This window comes from bacterium (genome assembly GCA_021371935.1).
Classification (GTDB): Bacteria; Armatimonadota; UBA5829; order UBA5829; family UBA5829; genus UBA5829.
In genome coordinates this window covers 307,228-326,317 of record JAJFVF010000002.1, presented here as the reverse complement: position 1 = coordinate 326,317, position 19,090 = coordinate 307,228, and the positions used below count along the sequence as shown (strand labels likewise).

Annotated in this window: 18 protein-coding genes; 2 read left to right on the top strand and 16 right to left on the bottom strand. The window is 49.9% G+C overall.

Annotated elements, in window-relative coordinates; all coding sequences use genetic code 11:
* Positions 1 to 12: 12 nt before the first annotated feature.
* From LLG46_01545 to LLG46_01495, 11 genes are all read right to left on the bottom strand, one after another.
* Positions 13 to 915 (bottom strand): metal ABC transporter substrate-binding protein, encoded by a 903-nt coding sequence (locus tag LLG46_01545; GenBank protein ID MCE5321978.1) that lies wholly within the window; start codon positions 913 to 915, stop codon positions 13 to 15.
* 52 nt (positions 916 to 967) lie between these two features.
* Positions 968 to 2,206, bottom strand: a complete 1,239-nt coding sequence (locus LLG46_01540) for a hypothetical protein (GenBank protein ID MCE5321977.1) — start codon at positions 2,204 to 2,206, stop codon at positions 968 to 970.
* A 529-nt stretch (positions 2,207 to 2,735) separates the two neighbouring features.
* Positions 2,736 to 3,764 (bottom strand): alcohol dehydrogenase catalytic domain-containing protein, encoded by a 1,029-nt coding sequence (locus LLG46_01535; protein MCE5321976.1) that lies wholly within the window; start codon positions 3,762 to 3,764, stop codon positions 2,736 to 2,738.
* A gap of 233 nt (positions 3,765 to 3,997) precedes the next feature.
* The gene (locus LLG46_01530) at positions 3,998 to 5,329 is read right to left on the bottom strand and encodes a DegT/DnrJ/EryC1/StrS family aminotransferase (protein MCE5321975.1); all 1,332 of its coding nucleotides are present in this window, start codon (positions 5,327 to 5,329) and stop codon (positions 3,998 to 4,000) included.
* The gene (locus LLG46_01525; GenBank protein ID MCE5321974.1) at positions 5,322 to 6,629 is read right to left on the bottom strand and encodes a neutral/alkaline non-lysosomal ceramidase N-terminal domain-containing protein; all 1,308 of its coding nucleotides are present in this window, start codon (positions 6,627 to 6,629) and stop codon (positions 5,322 to 5,324) included. The genes LLG46_01530 and LLG46_01525 overlap by 8 nt, the downstream gene beginning before the upstream one ends.
* Before the next feature lie 2 nt (positions 6,630 to 6,631).
* Positions 6,632 to 7,396 (bottom strand): GntR family transcriptional regulator, encoded by a 765-nt coding sequence (locus LLG46_01520; protein ID MCE5321973.1) that lies wholly within the window; start codon positions 7,394 to 7,396, stop codon positions 6,632 to 6,634.
* 163 nt (positions 7,397 to 7,559) lie between these two features.
* Entirely contained in the window at positions 7,560 to 9,626 is a 2,067-nt protein-coding gene (locus LLG46_01515; GenBank protein ID MCE5321972.1) for an AAA family ATPase, read from the bottom strand.
* Positions 9,627 to 9,628: 2 nt separating this feature from the next.
* A complete protein-coding gene (locus LLG46_01510; GenBank protein ID MCE5321971.1) occupies positions 9,629 to 10,885 on the bottom strand; it encodes an exonuclease SbcCD subunit D in 1,257 nt (418 codons plus the stop codon).
* 330 nt (positions 10,886 to 11,215) lie between these two features.
* Entirely contained in the window at positions 11,216 to 11,806 is a 591-nt protein-coding gene (locus LLG46_01505; protein ID MCE5321970.1) for a Spy/CpxP family protein refolding chaperone, read from the bottom strand.
* A gap of 56 nt (positions 11,807 to 11,862) precedes the next feature.
* On the bottom strand, positions 11,863 to 12,495 hold the full coding sequence (locus tag LLG46_01500) for a uracil-DNA glycosylase (protein ID MCE5321969.1): 633 nt from the start codon (positions 12,493 to 12,495) through the stop codon (positions 11,863 to 11,865).
* Between the two features lies 1 nt (position 12,496).
* Positions 12,497 to 12,985 (bottom strand): HIT domain-containing protein, encoded by a 489-nt coding sequence (locus LLG46_01495; GenBank protein ID MCE5321968.1) that lies wholly within the window; start codon positions 12,983 to 12,985, stop codon positions 12,497 to 12,499.
* Between the two features lie 152 nt (positions 12,986 to 13,137).
* Here LLG46_01495 and LLG46_01490 point away from each other — a divergent pair, with 152 nt between their 5' ends.
* Together LLG46_01490 and LLG46_01485 are read left to right on the top strand one after the other, a co-directional pair.
* Positions 13,138 to 13,908 (top strand): class I SAM-dependent methyltransferase, encoded by a 771-nt coding sequence (locus tag LLG46_01490; protein ID MCE5321967.1) that lies wholly within the window; start codon positions 13,138 to 13,140, stop codon positions 13,906 to 13,908.
* Between the two features lie 4 nt (positions 13,909 to 13,912).
* Positions 13,913 to 14,485 carry a GNAT family N-acetyltransferase gene (locus tag LLG46_01485; GenBank protein ID MCE5321966.1) on the top strand — a complete coding sequence of 191 codons (573 nt, stop codon included), beginning with the start codon at positions 13,913 to 13,915 and terminating at the stop codon, positions 14,483 to 14,485.
* Positions 14,486 to 14,491: 6 nt separating this feature from the next.
* Here the strand turns inward: LLG46_01485 and LLG46_01480 are convergent, their stop codons facing one another.
* The 5 genes from LLG46_01480 to LLG46_01460 form a co-directional block, all read right to left on the bottom strand.
* Complete coding sequence (locus LLG46_01480; GenBank protein MCE5321965.1) at positions 14,492 to 15,061, bottom strand: XTP/dITP diphosphatase; 570 nt, start codon at positions 15,059 to 15,061, stop codon at positions 14,492 to 14,494.
* Positions 15,062 to 15,066: 5 nt separating this feature from the next.
* Positions 15,067 to 15,789, bottom strand: a complete 723-nt coding sequence (rph, locus tag LLG46_01475) for a ribonuclease PH (protein ID MCE5321964.1) — start codon at positions 15,787 to 15,789, stop codon at positions 15,067 to 15,069.
* 84 nt (positions 15,790 to 15,873) lie between these two features.
* Positions 15,874 to 16,692 carry a glutamate racemase gene (gene murI / locus LLG46_01470; GenBank protein ID MCE5321963.1) on the bottom strand — a complete coding sequence of 273 codons (819 nt, stop codon included), beginning with the start codon at positions 16,690 to 16,692 and terminating at the stop codon, positions 15,874 to 15,876.
* 2 nt (positions 16,693 to 16,694) lie between these two features.
* Positions 16,695 to 17,306 (bottom strand): GerMN domain-containing protein, encoded by a 612-nt coding sequence (locus LLG46_01465; protein ID MCE5321962.1) that lies wholly within the window; start codon positions 17,304 to 17,306, stop codon positions 16,695 to 16,697.
* A 2-nt stretch (positions 17,307 to 17,308) separates the two neighbouring features.
* The gene (locus LLG46_01460; protein MCE5321961.1) at positions 17,309 to 18,931 is read right to left on the bottom strand and encodes an N-acetylmuramoyl-L-alanine amidase; all 1,623 of its coding nucleotides are present in this window, start codon (positions 18,929 to 18,931) and stop codon (positions 17,309 to 17,311) included.
* Between the last annotated feature and the right edge of the window lie 159 nt (positions 18,932 to 19,090).

Sequence of the window (19,090 nt, the reverse complement as noted above, 5' to 3'; positions counted from 1 at the left end):
ATATATCTGCAATTAACGCAGAGCCAGTATATATTTGTCGACCCACGTATCGATCAGGTCAATGTAACTCTTTGTGCCCATCGAGCCGACCGAATAAGGCACAACCTGATATTTTGCATCTGTCTGCCTTTTAATAAGGTCTGGAAAACGCTTTGGATAAATCGACTCAATAACTACAGACTTAACATGATCGTTTTTCATACGCTTTATCAGGCTCGATATATGTGAAGCAGACGGCGGAATTCCTGGTTTAACCTCCAATGTGCCGAATGCCTTCAGGCCGAACCGGCGCAGAAAATAGATGGCGCTCTGGTGATAGGTCACAACATATTCGCCTTTATATGGGGCAAGTTCTTTCTTCCATTGACCCATCTTGTTGTCAATCTTCTCTGTGAAATCCTTATAATTGTCTATGAAGACGGACTTATTACTTGGCGAGACTCTTTCCAGACATTCCAAGATGTTGTTCGCTATTATCTTTGCGTTCTCAGGATCATAGAAATAGTGAGGATTTCCGCAGACATGAATATCACCGGAAGCACCTGTAATCTGACCTTTGGGAACCTCGAGCTTCTTTATACCTTCGGATGCATCCACATAACCACGAGCGCCTAGCCTCACTTTCGGATTACCCGCAGCATTGGAAAGAGCATCAAACCACAAATCCAGATCAAGGCCAACGCGCACGACCATATCGGCACGCGCAATTTTTGATACATCAGACGGCCTTGGTTCGATCATATGATAATCCTGGTTTGCCTTGGCTATCGAATAAACATGGACCTTGCTGCCGCCTACCTGTTTGGCAATATCTGCAAGCTCGGGTGTGGACGCCACGATATTTATCGCGGCAATTGCTGATGTCGCAATGCAAAGAAGCGCTAATATTAAAGCTGTGCGCATTAATACTTTCATTTTTTATTTCCTTTCATGCTCTGGTCTGTTCCGTGTGTTACATATGGTGCGATTACTCCAAATTGTGAGTATGCGGACCGACACCCCACACCCATTGCAGCCAGCACTCATTATAAGAGTCGCAGTCCGGTCGGCAGCCATGTATTGCTTGAAGACGGACATAATACTGCTCCGAGAATTGCTTCGTGAGAATCAAGGACACAGATGACTCATGCATATCTACTGCCTGTGGAAATTCATTCCAATCATAGAGCAAGCCGATGCTGCCGTATTTGTTCCAGCGATAGTTGCCGAAGATATAGTATCCCTTTGCGGTTGCGTCACTTGAATCGGTGGTGCCGCTGCGCCAGAAATATTCGCTGCGCAGCAATGTTCGGTTAGTGCCCTGGCCGAAATGCCTGTAGCTGATGTCAATTCCCCTAAGATGAACATAGTCTGTCTCAAGGGTAACCGGATCCTCACTAGACTTTCCACCTGCCCATGATCCGCCAAGCTCCAGCTCACTGTTTACGCTTGTCGGATAACTTGTCCAGAGCCTCGCAGTGCTGAACCTGTTGGTCATATTGGCACCGGGACCAGTCACTATATCAGGAAGATCGGATGGCTCACCTTCACTGCCGTTTGCCCATGCGCCGAGATCAAGCTGGGCAAAAAGGTTAAGATTGGTCGGAATTACATAACTGACGCTCATACCCTGACCTGTAAGACTCTCAGGAGATACAAAATTGCTGATCACAGTCGGCTGGCGTGTGTATAGCCAGGAATGACAGTGAAGCAGGTTTGTACGCCCGAACGCAACATGTTTTTTGCCAACGTTGAAATTAAGGCCTTTACCTATGCCGAGATAGGTCAAATATGCCTCTTCGACACCAAAGGGTTCATCTTCGGCAGGGCTTGACGTAAAGAATGCATCCGCCTTGACATTTGGATACACATACCCCTGTATGCCCAGTTCGGCTTCTGAAAGCAGGATTTTTTGTCTATCCGGGTCATTCTTGTCGTCAGTAAGCTTGCCTTTTGCCTGCACGATTAGGCTTATATCAGGCAGAGCAAGGTGCCTGCCGCCTTCATTTGCCTGAGTGTCAGCAGGCTCAGTCTGGAGGATCGAATCGGACTGCTGACCCGCTTTGAGTTCATCAAGCTCCTGCTGCATTTGCTCTACCTTTTCATTGAGCAAGTCAAATTGAAATTTTGTAACAGTTATGGTTTCCTGTGTGTCCTGAGAATCCTGAGCCATTACGCCGCAGGCAAACAAAGACACGCACAAGAGTATTGCTATCGTGAGTCTCATTGCTATATCTCCCGTATTTGTGCACGATTGTTCGCTTTGCGAATAGTGTTTCGTCTATCTGCAAAGCGAGAAAGTTGTTGGAATTATTGGATAAAGGGAAACTAGTAATGTGGAGGGCCGCGAGAAGACTTTTTTGGAAGTATTGCATCATGCAGCAAGGATAGTTTTGTAGGGAATGATAAAACGATCTCATCGGACGGAGCATAGTCTGGCGATAAGATGGGCTCACTTACACTTGTCCTTGCCAATGAGCAAACAGCACATTGACGGTGATGATTTGAGGTAGTCCAACTGGATGAATAATGAATGGGATCGGCGTTTGCTGAGGTGTATTTTGTGCACACTTGCAGACTATCACATGAGCAAGTGTGCATAAGTGGACCACCTATGCATAAAATCACATAGGGCAGCAGCCAGAGGATTGCTTTGAACCTTATTTTTCTGCTTGATAAAGGCATGCCCGGCGTCCGGTTAGTTAAACAACCTCACCAGTGGCATTGTAACTGACCGGACGCAACATGTCAACAACTCACGGAACCATAACAGCTTTTATGATCGGTCCGCTTCCGTCGACGACCGAGGTCATCACGGTCTTGGCATCGTCAAAACCAAATGTGGTGGTGACCAGGTCTTCAGCATTTACCAAGCCATCACGCAGCAGACGGTTTGAAATCGGGAAGTTGATGGCCGGCTCTGCAAATGTGGGGATCATCCTAATCTTCCGGAAGATGAGGTCATTTACATCTACCTCGATCTTGTTCTTGCCGCCAAAGTGCAGACCAAGAAACGTAATCAGCCCCCCAAACTTGATTATCTTGAATGCATCGAGCATGCTCTGAGGAGGTGATGTGACAATCACCCTGTCCACACCTTTGGGGAATTTAGACAGGACCTCATCCCCCACACTCTGCTTCCCTACTTCTATAGACATATCTATGCCGAACTTTTTCGCAAGCTTAAAGCGAGCGCTCTCACGCGCATTGTCGGCAACCAAGCCGGTTATAGCAACAAAACTGGCTCCCTTCAGTTTGGCGAGCCTTGCGGCCATTAGACCCAGTGGACCGTTTCCAAGCACAGCCACTTTGCCGCCGAGCGGGATGTCCGCATTGAGCACCGCCGTCAGTGATACAGCAAGTGGCTCAGTGAGACACGCCGACACATGATCCAGACCGTCATACTTGTTCAGGCTGTTGAAGCGCACAGACATATACTCGCCCATGCCGGGCTGGCCTTCCATGTCATACATATTGCGGCAAAACTGCGGGTTGCCGCTCTTGCAGTCCTCGCAAACTCCGCACATAGAGCAGTCTTCCACTATTACGCAGTCGCCGGGCTTTACAGATGTCACATTCTTGCCGACTTCTACAACCTCAGCCGATATCTCGTGGCCCAGCGGCATTGATTCATCGTCCCAGTCACGTACGAAGTTGATGTCGGTTCCACACACGCCGCATGCCTTGACCTTTACCAATACGTGGTCTTCGTCAAGTGGGCCTATTTCACTCTCGCGGAGTTGTATGTCAAGATACTTCTTACCGAAGAGTCCCTTGCTTTTCATTTTTCACCTCATAGCTGTTGGATATTGGGGCTTTGCCCCAAACCCCACCAGAGACTCTGTCTCTGGACTCTGCAAGGAAACCTGGTTTCCTTGACCTTCTGACCCGAACTTGATTGTCCCCCACAAAAGGGGGACAATCAAGTTCGAGATGGGGGTCCAGGGGCCACTCGGCTCCTGGCGGAGTTAAGGGGCAGCGCCCCTTATGGGAGTCTGAGGGTGAAACCCTCAGCATACTAACCAGCGCCGTAGAGTTTGCCATCGGCACCAGGATAGATTTCGTCATCTGCATGGGCAATAGCGGTATCCAGGTCGGCGAAGACCTTCTTGAATGCCACAATAAACTTATCCATCAGATCTTTGCCGTTAGGAGCATGGATTCCGTGAACGATCGTATAAGTGTCACAGAGATTCTTAGCTACAGGGAACTGATCAACGTCGTAATTATACTTGATGCCCTTGGCCTCGTTTATGCTCCACGGATAGCCCGAGCCGCCGTAACCAAGCTTGCTCTGGAAGATATCCTGAGCAGGGACAGGCATGGTCTGCCACTGACCCAGCAGCAACCCCTCTTTATAGAGCGCCTTTTCCACGGCAATCCTGAACTTCAGAGGATCGCAATCGACTCCGGCAGCCTTCGGGTCAAACCTGACGTTATACATGAAGTAAACGTGCTTGCCCTCCGGCGGGCAATATGGCGGTATGACGCCGGGGATTTTGCTAAGTTCCTTGGTGAGATAATCGGCATTTGCGATGCGTGTAGTGTTAAACTCGTCCAGATGGATAAGCTGCGCGCGACAGAGAGCCGCAGGAAGCTCCTGATTGCGATACATATAACCCAGAATTGAGGCGTTGTATACGCGGCGGCGACTGACTTCATCTACCTCGTCGCCAAAGCAGCGGACAAGCGCAGCCTTGTTGAGAATGTCTTCATCGTCCGTGATGAAAAGACCGCCTTCACCTCCGCAGAGGTTCTTAAAATTGTTCAAGCTGAAGCAGCCGACATTCCCGATTGTGCCCGTTTTCTTGCCCTTATATGTGGCTCCATGAGCCTGGCAGGCATCTTCGATCACGAATAGATTGTGCTTCTTTGCGATAGCAATTATCGGTTCCATATCGGCAGGGCAGCCCTGAATGTGTACTGGAATGATAGCCTTTGTGCGCTCGGTAATTGCAGCTTCGAGCTTGGCTGGGTCCATACAGTAGGTCTTGGGATCAATGTCGACAAAGACCGGGACCGCGTTCTGATGGATTGCGCATGACGCCGACGCCAGGAATGTAAATGCCGAAGTGATAACCTCATCACCCGGTCCGACTCCGGCGGCCGCAAGAGCCATGTGCAGAGCCGCTGTGCCAGAGCATGTGGTAAGACAGTGCTTTGCGCCTGTGTAGGTCGCCCACTCCTTTTCAAGCGCGACTACTTGCGGCGCAGTGCCACCTGCAACTATTCCACTATCGAGCACCTCGTTCACCAGCCTGCGCTCATCATTGCCTATAATAGGCCAGTTCTTAAAATCACTTCGCGCCAGCACCGGGACGCCGCCGTCAATTGCCAGTTTTTCAGACATTTTTTCCTCCTGAAAGTTCATTAAGCAGTTTGACACTAATATCTTCAATTGCTAAAGCTGCTTTCTCGTCGACATGCCTCGTCTCGACTTCATATCCACCTTGGCTGATAGCTTCACGAGTAGGCACATAGCCTACATAGCCGTTTGCCAGCCCGATGATATAGGTATGCCGGAAAGGACTCCGAGATTTGATTCTCAGGCCTACCTCAGTAAACAGCTCACCTGGAAAGCTGATATATGCAGTGTCGCCAATACTGAAAGCGACCTGTTCTACATCGATATCCTGATTCTGCAGAGCGCGGATTTTTTTACAGAAAGCTGCTTTGTAATCGTCGCCAACTCCATCGGCTGCAGCAGCAAATTGACCACTGGTCTGTTTAAGCACCTCATCCGCCCAAGCAATTTCCTGATCTGTGACTTTTCTGCGAGGCAGTGTGTAGTTTGTTTTTGTAAATCGCATCTTTGTATGGGCGGCGGAATCTGAGTTGTCGCAGGCTGCAATTACAGCCTCAGCCAGTCGACTTCCCAGTAACTCAACCGCCGCCCAATCGCGAAACCGCCAGTTGTCCATATCCACGGAACCCTGCGCACCATTGACAAACAGAGCTTCGCATCCAAGTCTTTCACTGACGATACGTGCCGCTGCACCCGTATAGTCACCGCTGATCATGTAATTGTCGCCGGACATCACATTCGGGTGCCCTGCATGGTTAAAAAGCACGCAGATAGGCTTGTTCGTCTCCGGGTCGATAATCTTCATCACGCCAACCTCCGGGTCAGGCTCGCCTAGAGCGTGAATTTTTCCCTCCGCCGGATCTTGCTCCCAAAACATGACTATCTTGCCGTCGGCATCGGTAAAGCGCCTGTAATGGCTGATCGTCTCCTCGCGCCCACTGCAGCATGAAACTAACGCGGGTCTGATATTAGCTTTGGCTCTAGCGACAGAACCGGCGATGAGAAGAATCAGATCGTCTACGTATCTCTCTTCCATCTCCTGGAAGATACCGAGTGCAGCCGGGCCTGAGTGCGAGTGAGTTGCGGCGATGACGACCCTGTCTAGCGATATGCCGGATTTTTGGTAGATTAGCTCTTTGGCCTTGTTAACTGACGGCGTGCCTATCACACAGACATCCAGGGAGATTATCGCCAGGCAATCGTTGGCATCTTTATCATTTGAGATCACAACCGTGTGCACATATATTGGGTCATGAACACCTTCAGATTTGTGATCCCTTATCATCCCGTCCATCCACACACTGTAGGACGGGGTAATATCCGTTCTGTCTGTTCCGGCAAACATAACTACTCTCCAATTACTCCGCGTTTGGTCTTCTTTTGCGCCAGCACAACTGTTCCCGAGAGCCTGCCTCTGTCGGCTCTGTATCGACTTACAATCCACGCGCACGGCCTGCTTTGATTATCTTGAATAAGCTCGCCGGTAACCAGCACCGGGCATTCCGGATCGATCTGCAGGGTCCGTTGATCGTCAGGAGATGACTTCTCTGCCCATATCTCATACTGCGTGCGAACAAACTGTAGCCCTGAGGTTTCCTGCCAGAGATGCATGAATGTAGGCGATGCTGCAATATCACTTGTTATTACCGAAGCAAGCACGGGTGGTATGAAGACTTCATCAATAGAGAGAGGTGCATTGCCTTCGCTATCGAGCCGGACTAAGCGTCTCAGCATCGAACCAGGCTGCACCTGCAGTCTTTCGGCTGTGTCCGATGCAGCAGAGACAGTTTCGTCGACCAGCAGTGTACGAACAAGCCTGAGCCTGCCGTGAGCGACATCGGTAGTAAAACTGGACATGCCGATCACTACACTGCTATCTGCAGGCCGGCGCACTATATTGCCGACACCCTGCCTGGGTTCGACCAAGCCATCGAGCGCCAGCTCATGTATCGCTCGGCGGACAGTGATCGTGCTGACTCCAAACTCTTCCCTGAGTTTTGGTTCCGAAGGCAGCGCATCACCGGGTTGATGGTCCCCAGCTATTATTCTATCTCGGAGAGCTTCATAGACAGCTTCATATAAATGATTGTTTGTAATCTGCTGAATGGCCATACGATGTTATCCAACTCATAATAGTCATTATAATGAGTATTATAATCTATATAATGCGCCTTGTCAATAGTCAAAGTGCCATATGACGATGTAATACAATTCTGTGAGTCAATACTAGCCCGGATTATGCGCTTACCGTATAATGCGGGCTAGAGAGGAGTAGCTATAACCGAGCAATCTGGCCGTCTCTGATCTCAAATCTGGATGCAGAGGAGCCCAATTCGGAAAACATATCCGCAACGTCGGGATGGCAGGTAAAGAAGAGAACTTGATTTGATGCTGAAAGCTCAGTTATAGCCTGTGCAGCGGCACGTGAGCGGGCAGGGTCGAAATTGACAAGGATGTCATCCATAATCACCGGCAGAGGCTCGGCTACAAGGCCATACTCAAGGATCAGACCGAAGCGCAGAGCCAGATATAGCTGCTCGCGGGTGCCGCGAGAGAGTTTTGATACGTCTCTGCGGATGCCTTCGGGGGTTTCAAGCTCCATTTCGTCCCGACCAAGAGGAGAAAACACCCGCGAATATGCGCCGGAAGTGAACCGACCTAAAAAGCTAGATGTGGACTTTATCACCCGTGGTTGTTTTTCACGTTCATACTTCTGACGTGTCAGTTCCATTAGCAATTTGCAGATTGCCTTTACTGCCCAGTCGGATGCGTGTTTCTCCAACTGCGCCCTCAGTGTCCTTGCCTGCAATAATGCGGCTGAGAGTTCCTCACTCCTCTCAATCTCGGCTATGCGCTGGATAAGCCGCCCGCGCTTCTCGGTCAGGTCGGAAATATCTCCGGCAAGCCTGTCAAGCTCATTATGCTTGTTCAAGTGCTCTGACTGGATCGAATCAAGTTCAGTCGATTCAAGATCAGACTTTAGGCTCTCGGCATGCTCGCGGCCTGCAATAAGCTCTATATCGGCTTTCAGGCGTGTAATATCCGATTTGATCCGCTCGCGTTCGGAATATACTCCACTTCGCTTTCGGAAATTTTCCTCGTCGGCGGAACCGCCTGCACGCAGAAGAGACTCGTGCTCTTTTCCAGCTTGGTCAAGCTCATTTTCAATGTCCGCAATCTCGCATGATATCCTATCAAGATTGCTCTTATGCGATTGCATGAGTTGGGCACGCCGGGACTGCTCCGACGCATCGAGGCTCGACTGCACAAAAAACCCTGTTGATGCTGCTGCAATGCCCAGCAGCCCTAAAGCGGCAGCAGCCAGAGCGTTATCCCTGAACGCTACCGATAGCGCAACCAGACATGCGCCCGCGATTACAGCGGCAGGCTTTATTGGCGATCTTCTCACAGGCTTTGTATAAACATCGGTTGGGCAATTTTGCTTCTCTGTTTCAAGTTCGGATCGTTTGTTGTTGAGCTTGCGTGAGAGGTCGGCTTTCTTCTCAATGCATCTCTCCAGGCGTCCGATGCCATCTGCTGGAAAAGAGTCGATATCGGGCAGGCGGCTGAGTTCTGCTTTGGCTTTATATAAAGACTCCCAACTCGGCCAGGCTTTTTTCATATGTTCCAGATGGGTTATTTTTCTCTCCAGGTCGGTCTTTTGCTGCTGATAGCGCTCTATGTCACTGTTGATACCCGATAGCTGCGTGCGAAGTGAATCGTAGTCGGTGCTAAGCGTGCTCAACTCTTTGATATGTGAATTGCATGAGCTAATCTCAGCCAGCAGTGTGTTAATCTTTCGCTTGGCAGTTCTGGGCGAGAACAGAGCTGACATCTCAGAGTCTATCTGTTTTTCAACATCGATCGCCGAAATATCGCCCGCGCCTGCGCCATAGCTGTATATGCGCGACCGGACATCTTGAGAATCCAATTTTTGGAGTTCGTTCAGGCTGAATGCAAACACGTTGCGATGGAGGTCTTTGGTCACTCCCGGCAGAAGTTGAGATACGACCTCTTCACTGCCTTTGGAGCCGTCGGGCATCGTCACTTCGACAATGCCCTGCGCTCTGCCGGGTCCGCGTTTTATGATATAATCCAGGCCGCTGTGGTCGAGATGCAGCTTTATGATGCCACCTTGCTCGACATCGGCAACAGGCTTATATTGGTTTTCTCTGCTCTGGGCAGTCTCAAAGCCGAAAAAGACCGCTCTGATGAAGGCAAGCAGTGTACTTTTGCCGGCCTCGTTGTCACCGACAAAAATATTTAGGCCGCATGAAAGACCCTCAATGCGCACCTTGGAGAGCATGCCGAAACCCGATATGAAAAGCTCAGTGATCTTCATAATCAGGTCTCCTCCGTGAGAGCATCCAGGCCGTAAAGCGTCGCTGCATCCAGCCATGCCAACAGCTGGTCATCACTCGGTTGGCCGAGATATGCACGAGCTCTTCCATGCTCAAATAAAGGCTCTAATGCGCTCCTGAGATCGGCAATACGATCCGGGCATTGCCGCATCTCCTGAGCCAGACGCAGAAAGTCACCTACGAAATCCTCGGAAAGTCGTCTCTCGTCTATATTGATGTCCGGCCTGGTCTCATCCATAATCGACTCGACCCAGACGAAGTTGCCCTGCAGTGATGCGCTATGCCTCAGGTCAGCTGTGATATCGTCGAGTATTGACGTGCGGGTAATGGAACGGTGGAGGGGCATTCTGCCTGTAATGCGAAAGCGGACCAGCACCGGACAGACTGCTGACTGCCTGATATCCCCCACTCTTTCACTCAGAGACTCGATGAGCTCCTGCTCCGACGCAATCCCTGCAGCAGATATCTCTTCTTGATGCCAACGAACCGCGTTAGTCTGCGCAAATTCCATGCTTGCGCTGCCCGAATCATCGACGCTGACAACATAGCAGCCCTTTGCACCGATTTCTTTGGGATTCAGACCCTGTGAGTTGCCCGGGTAGACAACAAGTGGAGCGCTCTCGTGCAGGATCATCCTCTTATGAATATGGCCCAGCGCCCAATAATCGAAAGTGGAACGTGTAAGGTCGGCAAGCGTGCATGGGGCGTATGGGTCGTAAGCTGCCGCCTGGCCGCAATTGCAGTGCAGCAGAGCTATGGCAAAAGGTGAGCCTTTGTCGTGCGAAAGCCGCAGAGCAAGATTCTCAGTGATACCTTGTTTTGAATGGCTGATGCCGTTGACTGTGGCAATCAAATTTCCATTGCGGACAACCGGCATCACTTCAGGCTCACTGGATGAGAAAAAGTGGGCATGCTCAGGCCAGTTCAGGCTTGCGCTCCAGCCGTTTGAGGGATCATGGTTGCCGCATACTATATATGAGCTGATTTCCGCCTCGGAAAGTGTTTCGAGAGCAGACCGAAACCTCAACTGTGCACGCAGGCTTTTGTCGCTGGAATTATATACATCCCCGGCAATCACAACAAAGTTGACTTTGCGCACAAGGCAAAGCTTAACTATGTTGTCGAGCGAGGCAAATGTGGCATCTTGCAGGACTGATGCAAGCTCCGGCGAGACATACCCAAGACTATCAAATGGACAGTCCAGATGCAGGTCGGCAGCATGCACGAATGTGAACGCCATACCCTCAGTGCCCTCATCAATAAAAAAGCTGCGATAGATGCTCTACCGCAGCGTGTGGTTAAAAAATACCTTCCTGCCTCGCCTGCGGAGTAAGCTGTCGGGCTAGGGTAGGAAGCTCCCCCTCCGTTTCCGGACTCGCCCCCTCATCGGTCGGGTCCTCCGCTTTCATAAGAAACTCGGCGTTTTGTTGTTTTATTCGGTTTTTTATTAAGTTGTACAGTCGTGTGGAATTGGGAAGGTGCATAGCACCTCAGCACTATAATAGTGCTGCCTGCGAGATTTGTCAATAGTCATGTGATAAAAAACAAAAAATTCTGCAAACAAACTGTATTATTGCTGGTTTGCAGGAGCGGCTGTGGATGTACCAGGTTGTCCACCGGGCTGCATCAGCCTTGGCTTTATTATCGTCCTCATTTTCGATATTGCCGCAAACTGCGCAAACATTGTGTTGAGCTTGGCCTTTTGATCGTCAGTTAATAAGGCACGAAGCCCCTCAAGAGTCTTTATCTTTTCAGTCACAATCGCCGACTCCATTTTCATCGCGTCCGCTGCCGCAGATGTCAAGTCAGACTCAGATGTACTATTGTCGAGCAGCAACTTTGTGTATTTATCAACAGCCTTTTGCTGCGCTTGAATTGTCGGCTTGAGCGTCTTGTCGGCCTCCGAAAACAGCTCGGTTACTTTTGTCTTTTGCTCATCCGTAAGATTTAGCTGTGTCGAAAGCATGGGCACTGCATTGGAATTTATCACATGCAGCGAAGATATCAAGCAAGGAGCAGGGAGCATTATTTCTTGAGCGTTCGATGTAGATGATGACCCCTGCATCGTTGGAGCTGGGGGAGGCGCCTCCTGGGCACAGAGCACAGGCACAGCCATAATAACAAGACAGCAAGTCAGCACAAACAATAGTAAATTTCTCATATCAAGCCTCCGTTTATAATCAGTTGAGTTACGAAGATAAGCGTCGAGTTGTTCCATCAGAAAAGAGTAAGTTTCGGCTCTTTTTTAGCCTCGATCACTTTTTTGCGCGCCGACTCTATATCTGAAATGAGCAGCGATTTGCCGCCGTCATAGCTCTGACCCGCCTGTCTCAAGATGTAGGCCGGGTGCAGAGCGGCTATCGCATAGCGAGCATATTTTGTCGGGTAGAAGATGCCGCGCTCCTGCGTCATTTTGAAATCCTTCTTGATTACGAACTTGGCGGCAGGCGCGCCTAAACACAGGATCACAAGCGGGTTTATAATATGTATCTGTTCCTCCAGCCAATGCGTGCAGGATTCGATCTCATCAGTTGCGGGAGGGCGGTTGCGCGTCCTGCCGTTTTCAGTTATACATGCGCGGCACTTTAGCACATTGCAGATAAATACGTGATGCCTGCCTATTCGGCACGCAGTAAGCGCCTCGTCCAGCAGTGCACCTGCCCTGCCTACAAACGGCCTGCCTGTAGCATCTTCATTCATGCCGGGGCCTTCACCGATTATCATAAGCGGGGACTCTGGGTTGCCTTCGCCGAAGACTACGTTTCTTCTGGTGAGCGCTAGCGCGCACTCACTACAGCCCAGACATTGCGTCTTAAGCTGCTCGATTTGCTGGGTAACTGACTCTTCCATATTAGCCTGCCAATTGGTCGAATTCGATCTTCAGTTTTTTATAGGTGGTTTCGAGGGCTTCTGGGATGACCTTGATATCCGCGAAGACGGGCATAAAGTTGGTGTCTCCGTTCCACCTGGGGACTATGTGCAAATGCAGATGATCTGCAATACCCGCTCCGGCCGCCGTACCGAGGTTTATGCCTATATTATACGCGTCCGGTTTGCATACCGCGCTGATTGCCTTGCAGGACAATTGCGCAAGCTGCATGATCTCCAGGCTCTCTTCGTCGGTAAGCTCAGTCAAGTCCGCTATATGGCGATATGGCGGGATGAGCAGATGCCCATTGGAATACGGGAATGCATTCATAATTACAAACGCATACTTACCGCGATAGAGTATGCGGTTTTTCTCGTCATTCTCCTCTTTTGGAAAGACACAGAAGATGCATCCTTCGGCTTTGTTTCCTACAATATATTCAAGGCGCCAAGGCGCCCAAAGCTGTTGCATATAATTCCCCTTGCTGCCTTACTCAGTGATAATCTACACGAATCTCGGCTGTTAGTCAACCATTTGCCTAAGCTTGAGGAACATAAGTTTGACAGTAAAAAGACCGCATAGTAAGATACAGCTTGTCTTGACACACAATCGGGAGCCCAGCAATGCAAGAGCAACAAAGCAAGGCAAATGAGATCGCATGGTCATATAGAGCATACGAACACTGGATGCGATACAGCGGCCGGCCGGATCAGGCTGCAGCTCAGATGAAAGATGATCCGGCATCGTTTATCAAGCATGAATTGCCATATCTGGGCGATGTCACAGGAAAACGTGTTATCAATTTGATGGGGTCGAATGGCCGCAAAGCGGTGCCCCTCTCGCTGCTTGGAGCAGATGTCACTGTTGTAGACATATCACCTGAGGGTGCGCGATATGCCGAGGAACTTGCAGAAGCTGCTGGTGTTCATATCGAATATATTATTTCCGATGTGATGGCATTACCCCTTCATGAGTTCGCAAGTAGTTTCGATATAGTCTACATGGAAGGCGGCATCTTTCACTACATTGCCGACCTTTCTGGATTTGCACAGATCGCTAATACCGTCTTGTCGCCAGGTGGGCGGCTGGTGGCAAGTGACTTTCACCCTATAAGAAAATGCATTTCAATCAACGGTGACCGGATATCCCTAGCTGGAGATTATTTCGATGAGCAGTTTCACGAAAGCAGCGTTGCATTTCAGCAATTCTTTGCCGACAAGGAACAGGACAGCTTTCCAAAATGTCTGCTGCGCTACTGGACTATGGGTGAGATTGTCACCGCATTTGCACACGCCGGGCTGATTATCAAAGAGTTGGTCGAACTGCCGTTCTCACAGCTCGCTGATATTCCCGGACAGTTTATTTTGGCGGCATGCAAGCCTGCAGACAGATAGAAGAATGAAAGAGTCTGATTTTTACAAAAACCTGCCGCGCTTGGAAACAGAGCGCTTAATAATCAGGAAATACACTTTGGAAGATGTAGATGATTATTTCGTCTTCTCATCTGATCCAGAGGTTACCAAATTCTTACGTTGGGGACCGCATCCGAATCAGGATTATACTCGTGAATATATTCTGGGAGTGCTCGACAATTATTCCGATGGTAAAGACAGCCCATGGGGAATTGAGCATAAAGCCGGAAAGAAGATTATAGGAAGCGTTCATATCATGCAGCTCGATCTATTCCACAAAAAAGCTCAGATCGGCTTTGTGCTTGCAAAAACTTATTGGGGCCGTGGATATATGGCCGAAGCCGTCGACAAAGTCTTTGAATATTGCTTTACCAGGATGCAGCTTAACCGAATCGAAGGGTTTTGTATCCCCGAAAATCATGCTGGCGCACGAGTAATGGCAAAGATCGGCATGAAACTCGAAGGAATACTGAGGCAGTATCAATATCAAAAATCGGATTTTTGGGATTTTCAAATATTCTCGGTTCTAAAATCGGATTACGAAGCTCTCTTGGCATAACAGCGTTTAATTCGCCAGCAGTTTTTTAGCTTCAGCAAGCGCCCTGCCCCTGTGGGAAATCGTGTTCTTTTCACCTGACTCAAGTTCGGCCATATGCCTGCCAAGCTCGATTACTATAAAGACCGGGTCATAACCGAAACCATTGGAGCCGCGCGGTTCATATGCAATAGTGCCCTCGATTTTGCCCTCACACGTCTTTACACCACCTGCAGGCTCGGCAATTGCCACGGCACATCTGAAGCGAGCAGTGCGTTTATCGTCCAGCACGTCTTTCATAAGGCCGAGGAGTTTGGAGATGCGCTGGGCATCCGTAGGGGCAAACCGGCTTGAATATACACCGGGCGCACCCTCAAGCGCGTCAACTTCCAGACCCGAATCGTCCGCCAATGTTAGTTCGCCCGTATATTCGGCGTAAGCCTTTGCTTTGATTGTGGCGTTCTCGACAAACGTCGAGCCGGTCTCCTCGACCTCAGGCGCATCGGGATAGTCTGAAAGTGAGACGATATCGTAGGGCATATCGGCCAATATCTCGGCCATCTCCTTGACCTTGCCTGGATTCTTTGTTGCTATGACCAGCTTCCTCACAGTATGTCGGCCATCTTCTCTTTGATGAGCCTGGTCAGCTCTCCCGTGCCCTTCACAGCCAGGTCAAGCAGGTTGTTGAAACGATTGCGGGTAAATGGAGCGCCCTCGGCTGTGGACTGGATCTCGATAATCCTGCCCGATGCGGTCATCACCACATTCATGTCAACTGAGGCATTGGAGTCTTCTTTATAGTTGAGGTCGAGAAGCTCCTCGTTCATCACAACCCCGACACTGATGGCAGCCATCAGGTCGGTGAATGGCAGTTTTTTGCAGATATTTTCTTTCTTGAGTACTGCACATGCATCCAGAAACGCTATGAATGCTCCGGTGATGGATGCGGTCCGCGTGCCGCCATCGGCCTGAATAACGTCACAGTCGAGCCAGATCGTCCGCTCACCGAAGGCAGTCATATCGGTGACCGATCTGACTGATCGCCCGACGAGCCTCTGAATTTCCTGAGAGCGGCCATTTATCTGACCCCTAGTTATGTCGCGCTGGGTCCTGGTCTCGCATGAACGCGGCAGCATGCCATATTCGGCAGTCACCCACCCCTGGCCTGAGTTCTTCAAGAATGGAGGCACTTTCTCTTCGATGGAAGCTGTGCAGATGACTTTTGTGTCGCCCATCTCTATCAGGCAGCTTCCCTCTGCATATTTGTTGAAGTTGCGAGTTATCGTGACTGGCCTGAGCTGGTCGGCAGAACGGCCGTCTAGTCGAATCATATGCTTATATCTCCCTGAATAGCCGAGAGCGGAGAGTGGAGAGCGAAGAACCCGGAACTGTAACCGCTCGGTCGGCTTATATTATTCTATTTTTACTGCGGTTTCGACCGCATGAGCGATTGTAATCTTTTCGACCTTATCAATAGTTCTTCCGAGAAATATGCTGCCAAGGGCTGCGAAACCAGCCGTATCCCCGCTTGCACTGAAAACATGCGGGGCATCAAGCCTGTAAGCAGCCATACCTTGCTCAACAAGAATTTTGCCCAGTGTCTGAGTGGTCTCAACCGCCGGATCGACAATAATGATGTCACGCCCCGCGGCAGACTCTATGGCTCGGCGCAGGAATGGGTAATGAGTGCAGCCCAGAATGATAGTCCGGCATCCTTCGCCGATGAGCGGCGCAACATAGTCTCGCGCGGCAGCTTCTGCTTCTTCACTGTCTGCTCTGCCGGATTCCACCAAAGGCACGAATTCAGGGCAGGCCTGTTGGATCACTTTTTTCTGCGAATCGAGTTTATGGATCGACTTTTCATATGCGCCGCTTTTGACAGTTCCGCTTGTGGCAAGCACGCCTATCGGCGCTTCACCCGCGACACCAATCGCAGCCTTTGCCCCAGGTTCTATCACTCCAAGAATAGGCACATCCGGGAACCGATTTTGTGAAGCTTCCAGAGCAACAGCGCTCGACATATTGCACGCCATAACCACAGTTTTCGCGCCTTTTGTGATCAAATGTGCGGTGATATCGAGCGCAAATCCCCTGATCTCATCCAGAGGTCGCTCGCCATAGGGCACATGCGCGTTATCGGCAAAGTAGACTATCTGCTCTTTTGGGTATGCCTCCATGATCTTTGCGGCAACAGACAGCCCGCCAAGACCCGAATCAAAAACACCTATCAACTCTATTTGTCCGGTTTCAACAAAGTGGAATCAGCCTCTATGGGATCGGTAAGCTCGAAATGCCCACCGAGGGATTCCACCGGATTTCCTTCCACAAGAATTTGCACCTTGCGCACTTTCCCGCCACTGTTTTCAACGAGCGTATGAGCAATGGAATTCAAAACCAGCGCCTCTTGGGTCGAACCGCCGGAGAAGTTGTCCACAAACTCTTTGCTCAGATCAAGCGCCGCTACCTCTTTGGAAACTTTGACTGGAACAAGCAGCCTTGTCCCCTTGGGGATCAGCTTTCCTGCCTCGCCACTTTCACCGTTGGTGGCAAGAAGCACCTTTATGGCCACGCTCAGTATATCACCTTTAAGCTCCGTGGTTCTAGTCGCCGGAACGAGATAAAACCTGTTTTTCTCACTTACAGGCAGATATATTACTACTTTGCGCTCGGGAACCTCTGTAATCGTAGTATGATTTTCTACCACAGGTTTGCTTTCAGGTTTCTTTACCCCTTTACCTATGCCGCTGGATAAGTAATACGTCGCCGAAGCCGCCGCACCGAAAACAACAAGAGCCAGGATAATTGTCCAGCTAAAACTCAACGATTTTGATTTTCGCTTAGCCATTTCTATTGCCTCACTTCAACGGGAGTGCCTTCAATGTAAGATTTCAGTCCTGTAACAATTCCAGATGCCAGTTTCTTCCGATAATTGGTATCCAGCAATCTATCCCGGTCGGCTGCAGTATTCAGGTAACCGCATTCCAGCAATATGCCGGGCAATCCGGTGTTTTCAAGCCTCTTGAGTACACCCAAGCCGGATTCATAGAGCGTTTTGTCGCTGCGAGGACGCCTGTCACACATACCTGTTGCAGCACATACCCCGGTGTGTACGGCATATGCAAGCGCCATTGGGCTTGGTTCGTATTTATGGTAATATGTCTCGATTCCACTGGCAGAATTGGATTCTCCGTTGGAATTGCAGTGAATGCTGATGAAAAAGTCCGCATTGTTCTTTATAGCTACTTCCGGTCTAGCGGCCAAGCTCATGAACACATCACTGGTGCGAGTCAATATCACTTTTGCACCCTGTTGGCGTAGAGCATCTGCAAGCTCATCAGCTATCTTTACGTTTATGTCTTTTTCCACAATGCTGCCCCATTTTGCACCCGGCTGGTTTCCGCCATGACCCGGATCAATCACAACCAACTTATCCGCAAGCTTTCCACCGGAGTGATCAGGTGGGCGAACAGAGAGCACCATTTGTGATTCTTCTGTCCGCAGGGAATATGCCATAACTTTCTTGAGTTGTAGTGTCATATTTGGTTTGTTGGGGTTGCTATTATCAACCTTTATGTCTTTGAGCAGTGAGCTGGAACCGGCGCATTCCGATTCTTCCAAGATACAACCAGGCAGAACAACACCTATTTGGGCCGGAGAAACATCATACTTGATCGATGCGGAACCTTTTCTATCAGTGGAGATAATAAGATCAAAGCCGTCATTATCACGAGGATCGACTCTAAGCCCGGTTATGGAAAATTGTGACTTGCTTCCACTCTTTGGCTGCTGCGAGATGGGCTTGGGAAGACTCTCGGACACTTTGACCTGGATCTGAGACGCCACAGGATCGCTTATGACTTTATATGGGACGTTCTTTTCCATATCCAGCACGACACGAGCGATGCCGTCCTGGCTGCCCAGCCTTGCTCGCAGGATTTTGTCCGTTCCGATATAAATTTCCCTTGCATCAGAGTCCAGTCTGGCATATGGAATATCGACAATCAGCTTGTTGGCGCTTATCCAAGGCTTAACAGTGTATGCTGCGGGGAAGCTGCAGTTAACTTTCAAGGTCTCATCTACAAACTCAACAGATTGCACAAGTGCTGTCAGGTTAAGTGCCTTTGCATCACTATCCCAACTGGACTGACCACCCACAACAGCAAGAACCTTGTCCATAGGCAGCATTTTTGTTTTGTTTACATCTACTGTCTCGATCTCTCCAGCCTTGCCGCTTGAGGAGATCACCATTATCTTGCCGGGGTCTGTCGATGATGAGTAACTTGCTCCGAGTGCACTCAAAATTCCAAGTGGAGCCAAGACACGAGTGCCGTCCCATACCGGAGAAGGCGCAAGCGCGGCCTCCCTGCCTCCCAGCAATATGCGAACCGGGATCAGTCCGGCGTTGGCGCTGAGGATCGTGGCGCACACCAGGCTAAGGAGCATTACTGATGCCATTATCACTCGCTTCATAAAGCATCTTCCTTGAACTAACGAGGTATTGTCGGGCTGAAGAGAATTATAGACGTGGGCAATATCCATATCTTACCCGGCAATAATGAGCATTTCTGTAATTTTACCGGTATCCATACGATATTGCAAGCTCTGATAACAAGCGTTTATCATTGACAA